The following is a 20,670-nucleotide window of genomic DNA, read 5'->3' as shown; positions in this document are numbered from 1 at the left end:
GAACCTAGTCGCCCGGAGCAGCCTCAGCTCCCTGACTCTACTTAATTAATAGATAGTGTCAACGCCGACGAGATCGAGCTCGTTCGCGGCCGGGCACCTCGCTTCCGGCCGGACGCCGACGAAAAGGCCTCGCGGCGTCGCTGGCCCCGGCACGTACTCCGTCCGCAGCCCCGCGGCCGCGAGCGCGCCGGCGTACTGATCCTTGCGAAACAGCGACAACACGTCCGTGGCAGTGAACTCCCTGATCCCCGCGGCGTCGCCGACCAGGTACTTGGCCGTGATGCACATCGACGACTCGCCCGTCCGCACGGAGTGCGACACCCGGGCGACGGAACGGCGGTCGTCCCGTACCGCCTCGGCCATGAGGTAGCCGTCGATGAAGGTCTCGGGGAACCACCACGGGTCCAGCACGAGCACGCCTCCCGGCACCAGGTGCTCCGCCATGCGCCGGACCGCGCCGCGAAGCTGCGCCTCGTCAGCCATGTAGCCGATCGGGCCGTGCATGCAGCACACGGCGTCGAACGAGCGGCCGAGCCGGAACCGGCGCATGTCGGCGGCGTGGATGGGGACGGACGGGAGCTTCCGCTGGGCCACCCGGCGCATCGGCGGCGCCGGCTCGACCCCCTCGACGCGGTCGAAGGCCGCACGAAACCTCTCGAGATGCGTGCCGGTCCCGCATCCCACGTCCAGCAGCGACTTCGCCCCGGGGAACCTCGCCCGGACCTGCCGCACCACTTCGGCCGCCTCGCCGTCGTAGTTCTTCCTCTCGCAGTTGAAGATCAGGTCGTAGACCTCGGCGAGTTCGTCGCCGTACGTCGGCACGCGGTACGACGTCACGGGGCCTCCTGTCGCTGGCCGGCATCGGAGATCGGCGGCACGTCCGCAGCGGCGGCAGTGCACCTCCGGCGAAGGCTGACTTCTGACGGTTGCTATCAAAGTATATAGCGTCTAGCGTGGATCGCGGATGATCAGCGCCGCTCGGCGCCGGAGCATTGGCGGGCCAACCATGACCATCGTCGATCCGAAGAACGCGTGGCGGACGGCCACGCCCGGCCACGCCGGGTGGGAACGGACGGCCGCCCCGGACGACCCGGACAAGTACTTCATCGTGTCGACCGACACCCACCACACCGAGCCGCCCGGGTTCCTCGACGCCATCGAACCAGAGTTCGCGCACCGGTGCCCGCGGATCGAGTCCGCCGAGAACGGCGCGGAGTTCCTGGTCAGCGAAGGCAGCAAACCGTACTTGGTGAAGCCGGGGCGCCGGGCGCGAGGCCGCCAGGACAGGATGGGAGAAGACGACCGGCTCCGGTTCGACCGGTACCGGTCCGGGATCTCCATCGAGCAGCGGCTCGCCGACGCCGCCCTCGACGGGATCAGCGCCGAGGTGATCTTCCCCAACTACGGGCTCCTGTGCTGGGCAACCCCGGATCCGGCGTTCCAGATGGCCATGTGCCGCGCCTACAACCGCTGGTCCTTCGACTACTTCGGGCCGCATTTCGGGCGGCTCAACCCGGCTGCGTTGCTCGGCGGCGCGGCCGTGGAGGCGTCCGTCGCCGAAGCGGCCTGGGCTGCCGAGCGCGGTTACCGCAGCGTCGCGATGCCCGCCCAGCCGATTTTCGGGCTCGCGAACGCGGAGCGGCTGAGCTACAACGATCCAGGCTACGAGCCGCTGTGGGCCGCGCTCGAAGAGCTCGGCCTGCCGATCGTTTTCCACGTCGCCACCGGACGCGACGCCCAGGCCGTGCGCGGCGGCGGCGGAGCGGTGATCAACTACGTCTGCCACGCGATGCCGACGACACTCGAACCGATCGTCACCCTCATCGCGTCAGGCGTGTTCGAACGCCACCCCGATCTGCGGTGCGGCACCGTCGAAGCCGGCGTGGGATGGGTGCCCTGGGTGCTCGAGACCATGGACTACGCCTTTGCGGCGCACCACTTCTGGGTGCGGCCGGCCCTCGCCGAACGGCCGAGCGAGTACTACCGGCGGAACTGCTTCTCGACCTTCGTGGAAGACCACGTCGGACTTCGGCTCGTGGAGGAGCTGAATCTCGCCGACAACTTCATGTGGTCGAACGACTATCCGCACCACGAGGGAACCTGGCCCCACTCGGCCGAGGCCATCGAACGCGGGATGGCGTCGCTCAGCGAGACGACGCGGGCGAAGGTGCTCGGCCTGAACGCCGCGCGGATCTTCAAACTCGAGGTTCCCGAGTCATCCCGCCTCGCGGAGAGTGCCGGCGAGTAACTCAGTCCCCGGTACGTGCTGCGCCCCATTTCCGATCGCACGTACTCGTGGAGCCGCTGGTGGGCACGAGCCTCCCGCCGTGAGCCGCAGCGACTTGCGAAGTGCGGTCTTCCCGGCGACCCCGCCCGCGCTTCAGCGCGAAAGCCGCCGGTAGGCGCGCGCCGACAGCGGAACGAAGATCGCCAGCAGCACCGCGGGCCACCCGACCGCGAGCAGCAGCGGGTAGTCCGCGAGCGGGCCGGACGTGATACCGCTCGGGTTCCCGAACAGATCGCGGCAAGCAGCCGCCGTCGCCGACACGGGGTTCCACTGCGCGAGGAACCCCAGCCACGCGGGCATCGACTCCGGCGAGACGAACACCCCCGACAGGAACCCGACGGGCCAGACGAGGATCTGCACGGCCATCAGCGCTCCCTCGCCGCGGAGCGTCAGGCCCAGGTAGATCCCCAGCCAGAGCATCGCGAACCGCAGCCACAGCAGCAGCGCCGCGGCGGCCAGCACGGCTCCGGCCGATCCGCTGACCCGCCAGCCGATCAGCAGCCCGCCCGCCATGAGCACCGCGAGCTCGACGGCCGACCTGAGCAGGTCGGCCGCTGATCGTCCGAGCGGCACGGCGACGCCGGACATCGGCAGCGACCGGAAGCGGTCCGTGATCCCCTTCTTCGTTTCGTTCGTGATCGCGCCCATCGTCGCTTCGATCCCGAAAAGCATCGAGAGCGCGAGCATCCCGGGCAGGAGGTACGGCAGGTAGCCGCCGCCGCCGGGAAGACCGATCGCGCCGCCGAGCAGGAACCCGAACATCAGCAGCAGCATGATCGAGAACAAGATGCCGACGATCAGCGGCGACGGATCGCGCTGCCAGAGCTTGAGTTCGCGGAGGGTGATCACCCAGGCGTGCCTCAATGCGGTAGTCACCGGACGGCTCCTTCTCCGGCTGCGGCTTCGGAATCGGACGGCGGCGTCGGCGCCGCATCCCGTCTCGCGTGTTCGCGCGCGGTCAACGGCGGGCGAAGAGCCGGCGCGGCGGGGCGGCGCCGGGTGACGCGGCGGGCGTTCATCGCTTCGCCCCCGCCGACTCCGCCGACGGTTCGGTGAGGTGGAGGAACACCTCGTCGAGGGTCGGGCGGCGCAGGAGGATGTCGTCGACCTCGATGCCCGCCGCGTCCAGCTCGCGAACCGCGGAGATCAGATCCGCGGCGCGGTCCGCCGTCCCGCCTTCGACGACGAGCTGGAGCTGCTCCGGATCCGCGCGGCCGCCGAGGACCTCCTCCATCCGGGCAAGGTCCGCGGGCGTCCGCGCGGTGACGATCACGCGGTCGCCGCCGAGGTCGCCCTTGAGCTGAGCGGACGTCCCCTCGGCGATCACCCGGCCCGCGCCGAGGATGGCGATGCGGTCGGCGAGCTGGTCGGCCTCGTCGAGGTACTGGGTGGTGAGCAGCACGGTCGTGCCCGCGGCGGCCGCCCGGCGCACCGTCTCCCACACCTCGTTGCGCCCGCGCGGATCGAGGCCGGTCGTCGGTTCGTCGAGGAACAACAGCCGCGGCCGGGTCATCAGGCTCGCCGCGATGTCGAGACGCCGGCGCATCCCGCCCGAGTACGTCGACACTTTGCGGTCGGCGGCATCGGCCAGCCCGAACGCGTCGAGCTGCTCGCCGGCGCGCTGCCGGGCGGCCCGCTTGGAGAGGCCGTGCAGCCTCCCGAACAGCACGAGGTTCTCGCGGCCGAAAAGCTTGTCGTCGAGCGCCGTCGCCTGCCCGACGAGGCCGATCGCCTCCCTGACCCGGCGCGGCGACCGGCGGACGTCGTGGCCCGCGACCGTGACCTCCCCCTCGTCGTGGCGCGTGAGCGTCGCGAAGACGTTGACCGCCGTGGTCTTGCCCGCCCCGTTCGGGCCGAGCAGGGCGTGGATGGCTCCGGGCGCGATCTCGAGGTCGAGTCCGTCAAGGGCTTGGGTGTCGCCGTATCGCTTGCGGACTCCGCGAGCGACGAGTGTTGGCGTCGTCATCCCACTCCGATCCTGTACCGGCTGTTCGGTTTCGCAGTTCGGCTCCATCAGCCTCGGCCCGGGTCTTCCGCGGCTGTTCGTTCCTCACCGCCGGACCCTCGCGTCGACACTTCAGATAAAGATAGCAACTCGTGTTCCGGCGACCGGCCGGGCATCCGGCAGACCCGGTGCACCGCTTCGGTGTCGTCGTCAGCGTTTTCGGCCTGCGCGGGCAAGAACGTCGCGAGGAAAGCGGTCCTCAGTTGCCCGTCGGCGCCTGCACGACCGAAAACGCGCCGCCCCAAGGATCCTCGAGCACCGCGAGACGCCCGACATGGGTGTCCACCCGGCCCGCCGTCACCTTGCCGCCCGCTGCCTCGGCCTTGGCGGCGGTTTCCTCGACGGACCCCGTCGCGAAGCAGACGAGCCATCCCCGGGGCAGGCCGGACTCCCGCCCGCCCACGCCGCCGGCCGGACTGCCGTCGACGGCGAAGGTCGCGTGGCCTTCGCCGTCGGAAGCTTTGTCGAAGGTGTGCCCGAAGACCGCCGAGTAGAACTTCCGCGCGGACACCGGGTCTTCGAGGATCGCCTCGTTCCAGATCAGGGAGCCGGGCTCGTTGTAGAGCCGGACGCCGGTGCGCTCCCCTGCCTGCCACACGCCGAGGCCGCTGCCGTCGGAGTCCAAGGCGATCAGCATCTTGCCGATCGGGCCGAGGTCCATCGGCTCCACCACTACCGAACCGCCCGCCTGCCGGATGCGCTCGGCCGCGGCCTCGACGTCGTCGGCGGCGAGGTAGGTCGTCCACGCCGGCGAATCCTCCGGGGTCGACAGCGGGGCGAAACCGCACACCTGCTCGCCGTTCTTCGTCGCCAGGTGGTACGTGGCGAACTCGGCTCCGCTGTCTTCGAACTCCCAGCCGAACAGGCTCCCGTAGAAGTCCTCGGCGGCTTTGACGTCGGAAGCGCCGTAGTCGATCCAGCACGGGGTGCCGTTCGGCCACGGGGTGCTTCGTGTGGGCATCTTTCCTCCTCTTGTTCGCCATGCACGGGGCAGACAGTGCCCAGCCACCTTAGGGACGGCTGCCCGCTCTGGCAACTTGAGAAATATCTAGAATATTCTCGTCACCGGGCGCGCCGGCGCCACCGGATCCGGCTGTCCGGAAAAGCATCGAGGAATGCGTCGGAGCCCGGGATCGAAATCGGCGCCGCCGCGGGAAAGCGTCCGGCACGGCAAGGAGGAACGCGGTGGGCGAAATGGTCTCGATCCCGGCCGGAAGTTTCCTTCAGGGCAGCCCTCCGTGGGTCCTGCGCTGGCTGGACGAGTCCGATCAGCCGCTGCCGCCGGAATGGTTCGGCGACGAGACGCCGCAGGTCTCCCGCCGCCTCCCGCCCTACCGGATCGATCGCCGTCCCGTCACGGTCGCCGAATTCGCCGAGTTCGTCCGTGCCACCGGATACCGCACGGACGCCGAGTCCCGCGGGTACGGCATGCTGTACGACCGCGGCTGGACGGAACGCGAGGGGGTCGACTGGCGCGCGCCCGCCGGTCCCGGCTCCGGAACGGCGGGGCGCGAGAATCACCCGGTGGTGAACGTTTCCTGGGACGACGCCTCGGCGTACGCGGCGTGGACGGGCAAACGGCTGCCCACGGAGCCCGAATGGGAATACGCGGCGCGCGGCGCCGGGTTCCGGATCTGGCCGTGGGGGAATCGCTGGAATCCCGGCCTGGCCAACACGGCCGAGTACTACGGCGAGAAGATGACCACGTTGGCCGAGTGGCGGAAATGGTGGGCGACGGTCGGCGAGAGCCGCGCCGACCTGCCGTTGACGACTCCGGTCGGAGCTTTCTCCCCCGCGGGCGACAGCGTGTTCGGGTGCGCCGACATGGCCGGCAACGTGTACGAGTGGACGGCCACTGTGTCGGAGCCGTACGCCGACACGGCCCGTTTCGATCCGGCGATCCGCCCGGCGATGGGAAACTACCGCGTCATCCGCGGCGGTTCGTGGATGAACTTCCGTTATCAGGTGCGGTGTTGCGAACGCCTGCACGGCGATCCGCTCGGATGGTCGAACTTCGCGCTCGGTTTCCGGTGCGCGCACAGCGCCTGAACCCTCCGCCGCGCCGCCGGTGAAGCTCTCGCCGGGCGTCCGCGGGAAATCCCGGGGAACGAGCGCGCGGCCCGCTCCCCTCGCCCTCACACGCCGAAGTCTTTCCGGGATGCCTGGGCGAGCCGTCCGACGAGATCGTCCGGAATAGGCCGGCGCACCGAAAAAGTGACGCCGTTCTTGGTCGCCTTGAGGCCGGCCTCGGCGATGTCGTCGGAGAGCGCCGTGATGGCACCGGGCGCCACGTAGAGTCCGCATTGCCGGCTGAACGCCCCGTAACCCGCGACGATGGAGCCGTCCACCTCGAACCCGGGCATGTTGTACTTCATGACTTCCTGCGCGTCCGGAAGGGTTTTCGCGAGCTGCGCGCGCACCTGCTCCAGAAGCGGGCGGAGATCCTCCGGAGACTTGGCGATGTACGCGTCGTGATCCGACATGGTGCACGATTCCTCTCGGCCGACAGTGCTGTTCAACTGCTATTTCAGTGCCATTTCGCGAATTTCAGCGAGGCGGACGCCCTCCACTCTGGCGTGAACCAGCGTGACGCACAAGCCAGCGGGACCGTCGGCACCGGTGTCCTACCCGACCGGGGGCACCGAACACCTTCGCCCTCCGCGCCCGTCTTCGCTTATTCGCCTTGCCCGCCATCGCCACAAAGTCACTTAAGAATCATATGGTATTCTCGGCGTCGTCTCACGGCTGGGGGTTCGACGGAAGCCGCCGGTGGCCGGGCGGGCCGGGGCCAGCCGCGTCGAATCGGCGAAGCACTCGACGGGATCCTGTGATGACGAGCTTGAAACGGTTTCAGGACGGCAATTCCCGGCTGGCCGGCGGAGGTGCGCACGCCGAAGCGGGGCGCACCGGCGACCGGCCGGCGTTCGACGATTCCTCGGCGATCCGGAAGGTCGCCTGCGAGAGCTTGCTCATCATCGGCTGCGGACGCGCCACCGTCCTACAGAACGCCCACCCCGGGATCGCACAGGGCACCGAAGCGCACAGCAGTTTCGCCAGGAACCCTCTCCGCCGCCTCCACCACACGATGATCTTTCTGTACGGCGTGGTCTTCGGCACCCCCGAGGAGGCGAGCAGAGTAAGCCGCACCGTGGTCGCCCTGCACCGGAAAGTCGCCGGTCCGGGCTACTCCGCCGACGACCCGGCCTTGCAGGTCTGGGTCGCCGCGACCATGTACGACACTGCCATCACGCTCTACGAAGGCGCATTCGGTCCTCTCCCGCCCGCCGAGGCCGACGAGTGCTACCAGCAGTACAGCGCGCTCGCCACGGCGATCGGCTGCCCGCGCGAGGCATGGCCGGCGTCGCGGCAGGATTTCGCCTCGTACTGGCAGAGCATGATCGCCACCATGCGCATCGACGACGCGTCCCGCGAGATCGCGCGAGAGTTGCTCTACCCCTCGCGCTTGCCGGTCGCCTGGCGGATCGCCGTCCCCCTGCACCGTTTCGTCACCATCGGGCTGCTGCCGGAACCGATCAGGGACGGCCTCGGCTACTCGTGGACCCCAAGGAATGCCAGGATCCTGCGGTACGGGCTCCGGCTGCTCGCGGTGTTCTACCCGCGGCTGCCCCGGAAGCTCCGGCACGCGCCGATGAAGACCTACGTCGGCATCATCCGCCGCCGGGTCGGCGATCGCCGGAAACTCCGGACCTGAGCACGCTGCCCGACCTCGGCACAGGCGCCGTCCGAGGGAACAGCGTATTGCTGCCGCCCGGACGACGGTCGGGTCGACGAGGTTCTCGGCAACGGCGACGCCGAATCGACCGCTTTCGCTTTCCGGACGGGCAGAAGGTCGGTCACGACACGTCCGGGCGCACGGGATCAGCCCATCAGGCCGGTCAGCCGCGCCGCGACAGTCGCCGGCGTCGGGAGGGCGGCCACCTCCGCCCGCACCTCGGCCGTCGCCCGCTTGAAGGTGTCGTCGGCCAGCAGGCGGTTTAGCTGCTCCGCGGTGACCTCGGACGGAGTCGTCGAGATCCCGAGGCCCCGGTCCTGCACCGCGTCGCCCATGATCTTGCCGCCAGGGTCGCCTTCGCTGCGGACGACCATCTGCGGGACGCCGGCGTCGATTGCCGTCATGATCGAGCCGCCGCCGCCGTGGTGCACGACCGCGGCGCAGGTGCGGAACAGTTCGGTGTACGGGAACCACCCGTCCAGCGACCGCACGTTGGGCGGAACCGAGCCCAGCCGGTCGGTGACGTCCATGCCCAGCGCGATCACGAAGTCGGCGTCGACCTCCGCCGCCGCTTCGATCACCGGTTCGAGCGCGCCGAGGCCGTAGAACTCGGCCGAGAACCCCGATCCGAGCGTGACCGCCACCCGCGGCCTCGCGGGTTTGCCGGGCAGTTCGCTGCCCAGCACCCCGCCCCCGTTGTACGGCCGCCCGCCCAGGAACCATCCCTCGGCCGGCACGCTCAGCATGCTCGGCGGGATCACCTCGAGCGTCATCAGCGGCGGGCGCAGCTGCGGGATCTCGTACTTGGCGCACAGGTCGCCGAGCAGTGCCGCGGTGGCCGGATGCGTGTCGCCCGTGCTCAGGATCGCTATGTTTTGCTGTACCGAAGGAATGCCGAGCCGCGCGGCGACCATCGGCCCCACCGTGGCGGTCTGCTCGTAGACCACGAGATCGGGGCGCCACCGGTCGGCCAGCTCGACCGTGCCGGGAACCAGCGGGCGGTTGACGGCGGCGAACATCGGGGCGCGCGGCGCGATCGTCATCCCGGGGGCGAACGTGACGTTCCAGACGTTCGCGAAGAACGCGGGATCGTCCCGCAGGACCGCGCTGGTCACGGCGATCGAGTCGTAGCCGGGAGCCACGTCGACCACCGGAAGCCCCGCGGCCGCGGCGACCTGGCCGTGCTCGGCCAGCGCGACGAGCACCTCGTGGCCCGCCGCCCGGAACGCCTGGGCCAGCGGCACGACGGGCAGGAAGTGGCCGACAGCGGGCACGGAAGTGACCAGGATCCGCATGCGGTCAACCTAGCTCATCGCTTGACTAACGTATAGTGGGACGCTAGCTTTTTGCGAATGACAAAGGCGACGACGTGAGGCGGCCGGACCTCTCGGACCGGACGTTCGAGGCCGCCGTCGTCCATGACGCCGACGCCTCGCCCGATGCCGTCTTCCGTGCCTGGACCAGCGGGTTCGACGAGTGGTTCGCCGAACCGGGCGCCCTCTGGATGAAGGCCGAGCCGGGCGTCCCGTACTTCTTCGAGACCTTCCACCTGGGAGCACGGCACCCGCACTACGGGCGGATCCTCGCGCACGAGGCGAACCGGCTGCTCGAGATGACCTGGCTCAACGAGGCCGGCACGCACGGCGTGGAGACCGTGCTGCGGGTCGAGATCGCGCCGCGCGGCGACGGTTCCCGCCTGCGCCTGACCCACGCCGGTTTCCGCGACGAGAAGACGAGTGCCGAGCACGGCGAGGCGTGGGAGTTCCTGCTCCGCGACCGGCTCGACCCGTTGCTGGCCCGATCCCGCGAAGGGGACAAGATGACCGCCTCGGTACGGCAGCAGGAGTACGAGCTCCTCTTCGACGCCTTCGACCGCGACCACGACGGGCAGATCGGGCAGCTCGACCTCGACCTTCTCGTCCAGCGCTGGTGCGCGGCCCTGCAGGTGCCGCCCGGCCACCCGGCGTGGAACCAGATCACGCACAAGGCGAACCGGCTGTGGCAGGACCTGATCGGCCACTTCGACGAAAACGGCGACAAGCGGGTCAGCAAGCAGGAATGGGTGGATTCGCACGAGCAGCCCGGCTTCGTCGAAAAGGCCGCCGCGCCATGGGCGATCGGCGTTTTCGACATCGGCGACCCGGACCGCGAAGGCCGCGTCTCCCTGCAGAGGTGGATGACCTGCCAGACGGTGACCGGCTGGGACCAGGCGGAAAGCCTGGAGATGTTCCAGCAACTCGACGACGACCACGACGGCTACGTGCAGCGCGACAAGTTCGTCGCGTACATCGAGGAGTTCTACAGCACCACCGAGAACCGGTGGTGGTCCCAGCAGCGGGCCTGATGAACGCCGCCGACCAGTCCGCGCTGTTCCTCGTCTCGGAGGCGATGAGCTACACCTACGCGGCCGCCCTGCGGGCCGCCGCGGTTCTCGGAGTAGCCGACCACCTGGCGGACGACGCTCGCGACGCGGACACCCTCGCCGAGGCGACCGGGTGCGACGCCGCGGGGTTGCGCCGCGTCCTGCGCCTGCTCGTGGCCCGGGGCATCGTGTCGCCGGATGGCCCGGACCGCTTCCGGCTCACCGCCGCGGGCTCCGCGCTGCGCCGCGACGTCCCGGGGTCGGTCCGGGAGGCGATCCTGATGCTCACCGACGACATGTTCTGGCGGACAAGCCACGTCGTGGGCGACACGCTCCGGACGCGGTCGCCGTCGTTCGAGGCCGTCTTCGGCAGCACCGTAGACGACTACTTCGGCTCAGACCCCGCGAAGGCGGCCCTTTTCTACGCGGGGATGGAAGCCGTGTCCGCCGCCGAGAACCGCCTGATCGCCCGCGCTTGCGAATTGCCCGGCTCCGGCACGGTGGCGGACATCGGCGGCCGCTACGGCGGATTTCTGCACGCCGTGCTGGATGCCAATCCTTCGCTGCGGGGCATCCTGTTCGACCGGCCGGACGAGGTGGTCAAGCACCAGCCGCTCCGCGGGCGGGTCGAGGTCGTGGCGGGCGACTTCTTCGAGTCGGTTCCGCCGGCCGACGTGTACCTGCTGAAGCGGATCATCCACAATTGGGACGACGACCAGAGCGTGCGGATCCTCTCCACCTGCCGGCGGTCCCTCCGGCCGGGCGGACGGGTGCTCGTCATCGACGCGTTCGTGCCGCCGGGCGACGAACCGCACGACAGCAAAGCGATGGACTTCATGATGCTGGGCGCGCTCTCCGGGCGGGAGCGCACCGCGGCCGAACTCGAGCCGCTCGTCACCCGGGCGGGGTTGCGGCTGTCCCACGTCGTGCCCACCGGAACGCCGCTGTCCGTCGCGGTGACCGAGGCGACCGAGTGACGTAGACCGACGACCGGCGCGAGACCTATCCCCCGGCCATCGGCGCGATCAGGATGACGGTGCTGCCGGCAGGCACGACGGTCGCGGCGCGTTGCTTCCGGGGCACCAGCTGGTCGTTCACGGACACGTTGACGAACTGCAACGGCTGGCCGTCTGGCGCCAGCACCCGCTCCCGGCAGTCGGGGCGTTGTGCGACAAATCGCCGGAGGACGTCGTACAGCGGCCCCTCCTCGACCTCGAACTGTGAGCGCCGATCCGCCGTCCACACCGACGGGACCACTATCGTCACCACTGCGAACCTCCTCAGTCGTCGTGCGCCCGCTCGCCGCGTCGCGCCGGGAAGCGGAAGCCGTCGCACCGTCAGCCGACCCGGCTCATACTATAATTTTTTCTAGTTACCCGCACGGCCGTCCTCCCCTTGCCGAGCGACCGGCGCCTCCTCCTGCGACGCGCGAGGGTGCGCGGCGTCGCGACTCGCCGCGGCGTGCGGCAATTCGCCGACGGAGTTAGGGTGTCTCCGCAAGAGGAGTGAAATTCGATTCCGCCGGCAAACCACAACGCACGGAGAGGGCGGAAGCTTCTGTGCCGCTATTCGGGACAGAAGCCGGTCAGCCTCCCTGAAATCAGGCGGCTTTCCCGCTGTGCGGAAACTGCGGCAACTACCGGATAGACTAGTGGTCGCAGGTGGCTCAGGTGCGGTTATAGGCAGCGGAGGTGCGGCGTGACGAGCCGGCGGAGTTATCACCAGTACTGCGGCCTCGCGTCCGGGCTTGACGTCATCGGCGAGCGCTGGACCCTGCTCATCGTCCGCGAACTGCTCATGGGGCCGGCGCGGTACAGCGACATCCTGGCCAACCTGCCGGGGATCGGCACGAACCTGCTGGCAGAACGCTTGAAGTTCCTGGTCGCCAAGGGCGTCGCCCGCCAGGTGGACGTGCGGGGCACCGGCGCGCAGCTGGCCTACGGGCTGACCGAGGCGGGCGAGGAACTCCGGCCGCTGATTCTGGGGCTGGCGCGGTGGGGCATGGAGTTCGTCGGCGATCTCAGCCCCGAAGACACGGTGCGGCCGCACTGGGGTTTCCTCGCGGTCGAGGCCATGCTCGACCAGGAACGGGTGGCGCCGGACACCGCGGAGAGCTACGAGTTCCAGGTCGACGACGAGGTGTTCCACATCGAGACGGCGAACGGCCGGGCGCGTGCGGTGAAGGGCGAAGCGGACCGGCCTGCCATGCATGCCAAGACTGATGCCGCCACCTTCGTGCAGATCGGCGCGGGACGGCTGACGCCGCTGATGGCGATGGTGACCGGCCGGTTGACCCTGGAAGGCGACATGGACGCGGTCGTCCGATGCTGCGATCTGCTGGGTCTGGACGCCGGGACAGACGCCGCCGGCGCCGCCGCAGGAGCCCGATAGCGGTCTCGTCCCGCGCTGCCGATCAGGGTTCGCCTGCTGCGACCAGCGCCTTCTGTGTCACGCGAAACGGCCAGGCAGCGCCGCGGATACCGGAGACATTCGACCTCGCAGCGGCGCTTTCGGCATTCTCCCCGAGTCGAAACTGAGATTTTCGCTGCTTTCTCCGCTGCCGACGATCCGCGTCCTCGACCCGGACCTGGATTTCGAGGAGACGGCCAGGCCGCCGTTTGCCAGGTGGCTATTGGACGCCAACCCGAGAAACGCGGCGGATCCTGTGCGCGCGAATGGGCGGACGCCGCAGCAGCCGCCGCGTAAGGCATGAACGTCCCTGGCGAGCGGTGCAGCACGAGACGCGCCTCCCACCGTAAAGGGGCTTTGCGGCAGATTGCGAAACAGTCCCCGGGGAAGCGTTGAATGCCGATCCGGATCCGCATATCGGGCACGAGAATCGCTATCGCGAGGCGAGCGGAATAAATACCGGAAACGAACGCAACGGCATCAGCGCGAAACCGTGGTAACCGCATTGTCGAGGTCCGGATTAATGGGCATTTCCGATCAGTGAATGGCCCGTTCCTGCTTTTCCCAGTACGGTCGGCGCAACTCGCGTTTGAGCACTTTGCCGATCGCCGACAGCGGGAGCGCGTCGACGACCTCCATCGAGCGGGGCGCCTTGTACCCGGCGATCCGCCGAGCACAGAAGGAGCGCAGGTCCTCCAGGGACACGGCGGCGCCGGCGACGGGGACGACGACCGCGTGCACTCGCTCGCCCCACGTGTCGTCCGGCACCCCGATGACCGCGCACGCGGCCACGGCCGGGTGCGCGGCGAGGCAGTTCTCCACCTCGACGGAATACACGTTCTCGCCGCCGGAGATGATCATGTCCTTGAGGCGGTCGGTGAGGAAGAGGTAGCCCTCGTCGTCCATCCAGCCGACGTCGCCGGTGTGCATCCAGCCGTTGCGCAGCACCTCGGCGCTCTCCTCGGGGCGGTTCCAGTAGCCGAGCATCAGGTTGCCGCCGCGCACGACGATCTCGCCCACCTCGCCCCGCGGCAGCTCGGCGTCGGCCGCGTCGACGATCCGCACCTCGCAGTGCGGCGCTGCGCGGCCCACGGATTTGCGCCGTGCCGAGTCCTCGTGATCGGCGGGCCGCAGGACGGTGGCCGCGGGGGCCAGCTCGGTCATGCCGTAACCCTGGATGAACCGGGCGTTCGGCAGCGCCGTCATCGCGCGGGCGATCAGGGCGTCCGACATCGGCGAGGCGCCGTACATGACCCGCCGCACGCTGCTCAGGTCGAACTCCCCGATCCTCGGGTGGTCTACGATCATCTGGATCATCGTGGTCACCAGCGTCAGATCGGTCGCTTGATATTCCTGTACGGCCGCCGCCGCGGTCAGCGGGTCGTACGCGGCGGTCATCACCTGCGTCCAGCCGAGCACGCCGCTGAAGACCCAGGTGGTGAACGCGGCGAGGTGGAACATCGGCGACGCGTACACCAGGATCCCGCCGGGCGAGAAGTCCTCGGTGGCCAGCCAGCCCATGGCCGAGGTCAGCAGGTTGCCGTGGCTCAGCATGACGCCCTTGGACCGTCCGGTCGTGCCGCCGGTGAAGAACACGCCCGCGAGCTGGTCGCCGCCGCGACGGGCGTCCTCGATCGGCTCGTGGCCGGCGACGAGTTCCTCGAAGGCGTGCTGACCCTCGGGCGTGGGGCCGTCGCCGGAGTGGACGACGTGCGCGAGCCGGCCGTGCCCCGCCCGGATCGCGCCGGCGAGCCCGGCGAAGGCGTCGTCGGCCACCAGGATCCGGGCGTCGACCTCGGCCAGCGATTCGGCGATCTCCGCGACGCTCCACCGGCAGTTGACCGGGACGACGACGCCGCCCGCCCACAGCGTCGCGGCGGCGGACTCGTGGAAGCGGTCGGAGTTGGCGGACAGGATCGCGGCCCGGTCGCCGTCGCGGAGACCGAGTCCGCGGAAGGCGGCCGCGAGACGGGCGATCCGGTCGGCGGACTCGGCGTGCGTGCGCACGCGACCGGCGCAGACGGTGCCGATCTCGCCCGGCCGCTGCTGGACGACGCGGTGCAGGCCCTGGGTGAGATACATGGCGGCTCTCCGATCCGCCGGCACGTGCCGGACTCGAGCGTCACGATGTCTGTACTGCCCCCGACCGGAAAAAACGCTATCATAATCTTTAGCGACTGGAGGTCGGCGAAGGGCGCGGATGAGCCGGATAGCGGTGTGCGGCGGCAGTGTGATCGGGCTGGCGGCCGCCATGATGCTCGCGGCCGACGGGCACGAGGTCACCGTGCTGGAGGCCGACCCCGAGGGCGCGCCTGCCGAGGGGCCGGGAACGTGGGAGGCGTGGCGGCGGCGCGGAGTCGCCCAGTTCCGCCAGCCGCACAGCCTGCTGAGCCGGTTCCGCTTGGTGTGCGACGAGGAACTGCCCGGGCTCACCGATCGGCTGCGGGCCGCCGGATGCCTCCCCGTCGACTACGTGCGCCACGCGCCGCGGTCGATCGCCGAACGCGGTCCGCGCCCGGGAGACGAGCGCCTGCTGGCGGTCACCGGGCGGCGGCCGGTCGTGGAGTCCGTGGTGGCCGCCGCCGCGGCCGAGCACCGCGGCGTCGAGGTCCGCCGCGGCGTGCGGGTGGCGGGACTGCGTCTCGGCGCGGAGGTCGTGCCCGGCGTGCCTCACGTCACCGGAGTGCGCACCGAGGACGGTGCGGAGTTCCCGGCCGATCTGGTCGTCGACGCGATGGGCAGGCGCAGCCCGTCGGCCCGTTGGCTGTCCGCGGCCGGCGCACCGAATCCCCAAGTGGCGGAAGGGGATCGCGGATTCGTCTACTACACGCGGTATTTCACCGCGCCGCGGCGCCCGGAACGCCGCGGCCCGCCCCTGCAGCCGATGGGCAGCGTCTCGTTGCTCACGATCGACAGCGACAACGACACCTGGTCGGTCACCGTGTTCGGGCTCAGCGACGACGCGCCGCTGAAAAGCCTCCGGGATCCGGACGTCTTCACGCGCGTCGCGTCGCTCAACCCCCGGATCGCGCCCTTCCTGGACGCCACGCCGATCTCCGACGTGCTGGCGATGGCCGGGATCATGGACCGGCACCGCCGCTTCGCGGTCGACGGCCGGCCGGTGGCCACCGGATTCGCCGCCGTGGGCGACGCGTGGGCGTGCACCAACCCTTCCGCGGGCAGAGGGCTCGCGGTGGGGCTGCTGCACGCGCAGACGCTGCGCCGCGTCGTTCGCGACCGCTTGGACGATCCGGCGGCGTTCGCCGTCGAGTGGGACTCTCGCACCGAGCGGGACGTGGCGCCGTTCGTGCGCGATCAGTTCGACGCGGACGCGGTGCGGGTCGCCGAAATGGACGCTATCCGCCGCGGAAAGCCGCCGTTGCCCGCGGATTCGCCGACCGGGCGGCTGGCCGCCGCCGCCCGCTACGACCCTGACGCGTTCCGCGGTCTGCTCGAGATCTTCCTGTGCACCGCCCTGCCCGCGGAGGTGTTCGCCCGTCCCGGGATGGCCGAAGTCCTCGAGAAGGCCGGCGCGGAGGCGCGGCCGCACCGGGCGGCCGGGCCGGAGGACCGGGCGCGGCTCCTGGCCGCACTGGCGCCCTGACCGCCGGCCCGGCGCCGGGTCAGGTGTCCTCCGTGTTCATCGCGAAGACCTGGATGCGGTCGTTGGCCGGAATGGACACCAGGATCCGTGCCGCCCGCGCGTCGAGCAGGAGGTCGCCGCAGGTCTGGCCGGTGACCGCCAGCACGCCCTCCAGGTCGCCGCTGGCCGCGTTGAAGATCTGCACCCGGTCGTTGCCGGGGTCAGTCACCGCGAAGCTGGCGCCGGCGCGATCGGCGCTCACCGCTCCCGGCATCCGGAAGTTGCCCTCCTCGACGCCCTCGGTGCCGATGCTGCGCTCGAAGACGCCCCGCGCGTCGAAGATCTGGACGCGGTGGTTCCTGCCGTCGACCGCGGCGACGCGGTCGCCCTCGAGCACGGCGACGCCGATCTGGAAGCCGTTGAACTGGCCCTCGCCGTCGCCGTTCTCGCCGAACTGGAACAGGAACTCGCCCGCGGAGTCGAAGACCTGCACCACGCTGTTCCCGCCGTCGCCGACGAGAATCCGGCCCGCGGAGTCCACGGCGATGCCCGAGGGGGTGTTGAACGTGCCTTCGCCCCGGCCCAGGCCGCCGAACTCGAACTGGAACTCCCCGTCCGGCGAGAACACCTGGACCCGCTGGTTCCCGGGGTCCACCACGTGGATGCGGTCCTGCGCGTCGACTGCCAGCGAGGTGGGGATCGTGAGGAAGTGGAACTGGCCGCGGGCCGAACCCAGCTCCCCGAACGCGCGGACGAGATCGCCGTCCGGGCTGAGGACGAGGACGCGGTGGTTCCGCGTGTCGGAGACGAGGACGTTGCCCTTCGAGTCCTGGGCGAGGCCGATCGGGAAGTTGAAGTCGCTCTCGCCGAAGGCGTGCACCGTGCGCTTCCGGACGACCCCGAACTTCGCCGCGTACCGTCCGTCCGGCCGGAAAACCTGCACCCGGTCGTTGCCCGAGTCCGCGACCACGATGTTGTTCTCGCGGTCCACCGCGACGTGGAACGGATAGTTCAGCTCGCCGTCGCCGAGGCCGAGCGAGCCGAACTGGCGCAGATACCGGCCCGAGGAATCGAAGACCTGCACGCGGTTGTTCCCGGCGTCGGCCACGATGATCTCGTCGTCGGCGTTGACCGCCACGCCGAAGGGCCAGTTCAGCTCGCCGTCGCCGGTGCCCAGCGTCCCGAAGTGGGCGACGTGCGCGCCGGAGGAGTCGAAGATCTGGACGCGGTTGTTCCCCTGGTCGGCGACGATGATGCGGTCCTGGCTGTCGGTGGCCACGCCGATCGGCGACTTCAGCTCCCCGGCGTCCGCGCCCAACGGGCCGAAGCTGAAACGGAACTCGCCGTCGCGGTCGAAGACCTTGACCTGTCCGCGCGGGCGCTCCGGCTTCACATGCGGGTTGGCCCCGGCGTTGTCGGTCACGACGATGCGGTTCCGGCTGTCGGTCGCGATGCCGCACGGGCTGATGAAGTCCTGCTCCTCCCAGCCCGAGCCGCCGAACGTGGACAGGTGGTTGCCGTCGATGCCGAAGATCTTGATCACGTGCCCGTCGAGGACGAGCACGCGGCCGTCGGCGTCGACGGCGGAGTCGATGGGATAGCGCCACTCCGCACCGCCGCGACCGTCGGCGTCGCCCCGGAAGCCGCCGTCCTCGGTCCGCTGGCGGGTCTCGAGCCACAGCGGCGCCTGCGTCGGGCCGGGATTGGCGATGTTGTTGCGGAACGTGTACGGCGCCGCCTGCGCCGACCGCTCGCCGCCCGGCCGGAAGACCTGGACGTGCGGCGGCCGGGTGCAGCCCACGATCACCACGAGGTTGCCGTCCTGGTCGATCGAAAGTCCTTGCGGGTTGCGGAACTCTCCCGGTGCGCTGCGCCTTCGCATCTCGATCCCCTGACGTTTCGTAGTCGGGAGCACGCCGGGCGGGGTTGCCACGGCCGGCTTCCCGCCTGGGTATTTTACTATCATTTCCTATTGCGTCAAGGTTGGCCGGCGTTTCGCGCGCAGGTTGCCTCGCCCTGCTGCCAGGCCGGGAGATTCCCGGCGGCGCAACACCTCTCGGCGAGGACTTTACTGATGTATAGTGACCCGAGTGGCGGAATCGGCGTGCCGGATGTGCAGCGGGCCGGTCGAGGAGTTTCTCGACCTGGGGCTCCAGCCGATCTCGCAGCAGTACCGGGAGCCGGACGACACCTCCGACGAGTTCCGCTTCCGGCTCGCGGTCGGGCAGTGCGGCACGTGCACGCTGGTGCAGCAGCTCGACGAGGTTCCGCCCGAGCTGATGTTCCGGGCGGACTACCCGTTTCTCTCGTCCAGTTCGAGCCGGATGAGCCGGCATTTCCTCGGCGTGGCCGAGAACCTGCTCCGCACCGCGCTCGCCGGGCCCGATCCGTTCCTCGTCGAGATCGGCAGCAACGACGGGATAATCCTGCGCGCGGCACAGCGGGCCGGGGTGCGGCACCTGGGCTTCGAACCGTCCGGCGAGGTGGCGGACATCGCCGCCGCACAAGGCGTACGGGTCAGGAAGGAGTTCTTCGGCGAAGACTCCGCCCGGGAGGTCGCGGACGTCGACGGGAAAGCCGACGTGATCTTCGCGGCGAACACGGTGAGCCACATCCCGGACCTGGGCGAGGTCTTCCGCGGGGTGCACGCGCTGCTCGCGCCGGACGGCGTGTTCGTTTTCGAGGACCCGTATGCGGGAGACGTCGTGGAGAAGACGGCGTTCGACCAGATTTACGACGAGCACTTCTACCTGTTCTCGGCGCGGTCGGTGCGGGAAGCGGCGCGGCGGTTCGGCTTCGAATTGGTCGACGTGCGGCGGGTGCCCGTGCACGGTGGCGAGGTCCGGTACACCTTGGCTCGGAGCGGCCGCCGGCAGCCGTCGCCCGCGGTCGGCTCGCTTCTCGCCGACGAGGAGGCACGGAAGCTGACGGCGCCGGCGACGCTGGCCGGTTTCGCCGAGAGAGCTTCGGGGGTGCGGGAAAGGCTCGGCGCGGAACTGTCGGCGCTGCGGCGATCGGGCGCCCGGGTGGTCGGCTACGGCGCGACGGCGAAGAGCGCCACCCTCCTCAACTACTGCGGGATCGGCCCGGAGCTGCTGCCGTTCATCTGCGACTCGACGGCGGGCAAACAGGGCTTGGTGACGCCGGGGACGCACATCCCGGTGCGGCCGCCCGAAGAGTTCGCCCGGCCCTACCCGGACTACGCCCTGCTGCTCGCTTGGAACCACGCGGAGGAAATAGTGGCGAAGGAGCCGGGATTCCGGGAGAGCGGCGGCCGGTGGCTGGTTCATGTTCCCGAGGTGCGCCTGCTATGACCGAGCCGCTGATCGTGCTGCTCGGGGCGACGGGCGTGATCGGTTCCGCCGTGGCCGCGTCGCTTGCGGAACGGCCGGTGCGGGTGCGCGCGGCGAGCCGCCGGTCCGGGGACCTCCGGAACCCGGAAGAGCTTCGCAAGGCGGTGGACGGCGCGGATGCCGTCGTTTGCCTCCTCGCCGACCATCGTACGCCGTCGCTCGATTCCGGGGTGATGGCCGGACTTCTCGACGCCAAGCCGCCGGTCGTGATCTACGCGGGCACGGTCACGCAGGTCGGTGTGCCGCCGCGGAGCCTCCTGGACGGCACCGAGGAGGACAGGCCGGCCACCGCGTTCGAAAGGGACAAGCACGCGGCCGAACGTGCCCTCCTGCTGGCGACCGCGGAAGGCGCCGTGCGCGGGGTGTCCATCCGACTTCCCACGGTCTACGGGCACAGCGCCGCGAACGGCCGATTCGACAGCGGAGCGCTCACCTCTGTGCTCCGCCGCGCGATCGCGGGCGAGCCGTTGACCATGTGGCACGACGGAACCGTGCGGCGCGATCTGCTCCACGTGCGGGACGCCGCGGCGGCGGTGCTGGCGGCACTGGACCATGCCGACGAACTCGCCGGCCGGCACTGGCTCGCCGGCACTGGCGTGGGAACCCCGCTCGGCGACGCGTTCCGGACGGTCGCCGAGATCGTCGCCCGCCGGACGGACACCGCGCCGGTTCCGGTGGTCGCCGTGCCGCCGCCGCGCCCGTTGAGCGCCGCCGAGCTGGCGAGCATGGTCGTCGATCCCACGGCGTTCCAGGAGCGGACCGGGTGGGCGGCGCGGATGTCCGTCCGAACCGGTCTGGAGGAAACCGTCGCGGCGGCCCTGCCGTGAGCGAGTCGGCGCGTCGCGAACGGCGATCGGACGCACCTTCGCACTGCAGCGCAATGGTTTCCGGCCCCCTTGTTTCCCGCGAAACCGCGCCGGATACTGGATCGAACGTCT

At 70.1% G+C, this 20,670-nt stretch carries 18 protein-coding genes; 9 read left to right on the top strand and 9 right to left on the bottom strand.

The features are described from left to right. Window positions 1-45: 45 nt before the first annotated feature. Complete coding sequence (locus tag SSMG_RS17300; RefSeq protein WP_199841140.1) at window positions 46-837, bottom strand: class I SAM-dependent methyltransferase; 792 nt, start codon at window positions 835-837, stop codon at window positions 46-48. Window positions 838-1,006: 169 nt separating this feature from the next. Between SSMG_RS17300 and SSMG_RS17295 the strand changes: the two genes are divergently transcribed. Next, window positions 1,007-2,248: an amidohydrolase family protein gene (locus SSMG_RS17295; RefSeq protein WP_009077930.1), complete on the top strand. Its 1,242-nt coding sequence runs from the start codon at window positions 1,007-1,009 to the stop codon at window positions 2,246-2,248. A 132-nt stretch (window positions 2,249-2,380) separates the two neighbouring features. Here SSMG_RS17295 and SSMG_RS17290 read toward each other — a convergent pair whose 3' ends face one another. The 3 genes from SSMG_RS17290 to SSMG_RS17280 form a co-directional block, all read right to left on the bottom strand. Further along, on the bottom strand, window positions 2,381-3,163 hold the full coding sequence (locus tag SSMG_RS17290) for an ABC transporter permease (RefSeq protein ID WP_009077928.1): 783 nt from the start codon (window positions 3,161-3,163) through the stop codon (window positions 2,381-2,383). A 139-nt stretch (window positions 3,164-3,302) separates the two neighbouring features. Further along, window positions 3,303-4,253 carry a daunorubicin resistance protein DrrA family ABC transporter ATP-binding protein gene (locus tag SSMG_RS17285; protein WP_009077925.1) on the bottom strand — a complete coding sequence of 317 codons (951 nt, stop codon included), beginning with the start codon at window positions 4,251-4,253 and terminating at the stop codon, window positions 3,303-3,305. 238 nt (window positions 4,254-4,491) lie between these two features. Next, on the bottom strand, window positions 4,492-5,253 hold the full coding sequence (locus tag SSMG_RS17280; protein ID WP_037713983.1) for a VOC family protein: 762 nt from the start codon (window positions 5,251-5,253) through the stop codon (window positions 4,492-4,494). Between the two features lie 233 nt (window positions 5,254-5,486). Between SSMG_RS17280 and SSMG_RS17275 the strand changes: the two genes are divergently transcribed. Further along, window positions 5,487-6,341 (top strand): SUMF1/EgtB/PvdO family nonheme iron enzyme, encoded by an 855-nt coding sequence (locus SSMG_RS17275; RefSeq protein WP_234392876.1) that lies wholly within the window; start codon window positions 5,487-5,489, stop codon window positions 6,339-6,341. 86 nt (window positions 6,342-6,427) lie between these two features. On the opposite strand, the gene SSMG_RS17270 is transcribed toward SSMG_RS17275, so the two are convergent. Beyond that, the gene (locus SSMG_RS17270) at window positions 6,428-6,775 is read right to left on the bottom strand and encodes an iron chaperone (RefSeq protein ID WP_009077920.1); all 348 of its coding nucleotides are present in this window, start codon (window positions 6,773-6,775) and stop codon (window positions 6,428-6,430) included. A 347-nt stretch (window positions 6,776-7,122) separates the two neighbouring features. Here SSMG_RS17270 and SSMG_RS17265 point away from each other — a divergent pair, with 347 nt between their 5' ends. Then, window positions 7,123-8,004 (top strand): oxygenase MpaB family protein, encoded by an 882-nt coding sequence (locus SSMG_RS17265; RefSeq protein ID WP_100266816.1) that lies wholly within the window; start codon window positions 7,123-7,125, stop codon window positions 8,002-8,004. Window positions 8,005-8,171: 167 nt separating this feature from the next. Here the strand turns inward: SSMG_RS17265 and SSMG_RS17260 are convergent, their stop codons facing one another. Then, window positions 8,172-9,320 (bottom strand): glycosyltransferase, encoded by a 1,149-nt coding sequence (locus SSMG_RS17260; protein ID WP_009077915.1) that lies wholly within the window; start codon window positions 9,318-9,320, stop codon window positions 8,172-8,174. A 74-nt stretch (window positions 9,321-9,394) separates the two neighbouring features. Between SSMG_RS17260 and SSMG_RS45410 the strand changes: the two genes are divergently transcribed. Both SSMG_RS45410 and SSMG_RS17250 read left to right on the top strand, forming a co-directional pair. Further along, the gene (locus SSMG_RS45410) at window positions 9,395-10,369 is read left to right on the top strand and encodes an SRPBCC domain-containing protein (RefSeq protein ID WP_009077913.1); all 975 of its coding nucleotides are present in this window, start codon (window positions 9,395-9,397) and stop codon (window positions 10,367-10,369) included. Further along, window positions 10,369-11,364 carry a methyltransferase gene (locus SSMG_RS17250; RefSeq protein ID WP_037717411.1) on the top strand — a complete coding sequence of 332 codons (996 nt, stop codon included), beginning with the start codon at window positions 10,369-10,371 and terminating at the stop codon, window positions 11,362-11,364. Before SSMG_RS45410 ends, SSMG_RS17250 begins: the two co-directional genes overlap by 1 nt. A gap of 25 nt (window positions 11,365-11,389) precedes the next feature. Here SSMG_RS17250 and SSMG_RS17245 read toward each other — a convergent pair whose 3' ends face one another. After that, window positions 11,390-11,656, bottom strand: a complete 267-nt coding sequence (locus SSMG_RS17245) for a MoaD/ThiS family protein (protein WP_009077910.1) — start codon at window positions 11,654-11,656, stop codon at window positions 11,390-11,392. A 429-nt stretch (window positions 11,657-12,085) separates the two neighbouring features. Between SSMG_RS17245 and SSMG_RS17240 the strand changes: the two genes are divergently transcribed. Beyond that, entirely contained in the window at window positions 12,086-12,778 is a 693-nt protein-coding gene (locus SSMG_RS17240) for a crotonobetainyl-CoA--carnitine CoA-transferase (RefSeq protein ID WP_009077908.1), read from the top strand. A 555-nt stretch (window positions 12,779-13,333) separates the two neighbouring features. Here SSMG_RS17240 and SSMG_RS17235 read toward each other — a convergent pair. Then, entirely contained in the window at window positions 13,334-14,878 is a 1,545-nt protein-coding gene (locus SSMG_RS17235) for a long-chain-fatty-acid--CoA ligase (protein ID WP_037713980.1), read from the bottom strand. Window positions 14,879-14,996: 118 nt separating this feature from the next. Here SSMG_RS17235 and SSMG_RS17230 point away from each other — a divergent pair, with 118 nt between their 5' ends. Further along, complete coding sequence (locus SSMG_RS17230) at window positions 14,997-16,400, top strand: NAD(P)/FAD-dependent oxidoreductase (RefSeq protein ID WP_009077904.1); 1,404 nt, start codon at window positions 14,997-14,999, stop codon at window positions 16,398-16,400. Window positions 16,401-16,419: 19 nt separating this feature from the next. Here SSMG_RS17230 and SSMG_RS42465 read toward each other — a convergent pair whose 3' ends face one another. Next, window positions 16,420-18,261: a 6-bladed beta-propeller gene (locus SSMG_RS42465; protein WP_050788210.1), complete on the bottom strand. Its 1,842-nt coding sequence runs from the start codon at window positions 18,259-18,261 to the stop codon at window positions 16,420-16,422. Between the two features lie 208 nt (window positions 18,262-18,469). Here SSMG_RS42465 and SSMG_RS17220 point away from each other — a divergent pair, with 208 nt between their 5' ends. Both SSMG_RS17220 and SSMG_RS17215 read left to right on the top strand, forming a co-directional pair. Continuing rightward, the gene (locus tag SSMG_RS17220) at window positions 18,470-19,693 is read left to right on the top strand and encodes a class I SAM-dependent methyltransferase (RefSeq protein WP_286156961.1); all 1,224 of its coding nucleotides are present in this window, start codon (window positions 18,470-18,472) and stop codon (window positions 19,691-19,693) included. Then, window positions 19,690-20,559, top strand: coding sequence for an NAD(P)-dependent oxidoreductase (locus SSMG_RS17215; RefSeq protein WP_037713976.1), 870 nt, complete (start codon window positions 19,690-19,692; stop codon window positions 20,557-20,559). The genes SSMG_RS17220 and SSMG_RS17215 overlap by 4 nt, the downstream gene beginning before the upstream one ends. Window positions 20,560-20,670: the final 111 nt, after the last annotated feature.

The organism is Streptomyces sp. AA4 (assembly GCF_000158875.1).
Taxonomy (GTDB): Bacteria; Actinomycetota; Actinomycetes; order Mycobacteriales; family Pseudonocardiaceae; genus Amycolatopsis.
Note: the sequence above shows the minus strand (reverse complement) of the source record. Positions and strands in the feature narration are given on the sequence as shown.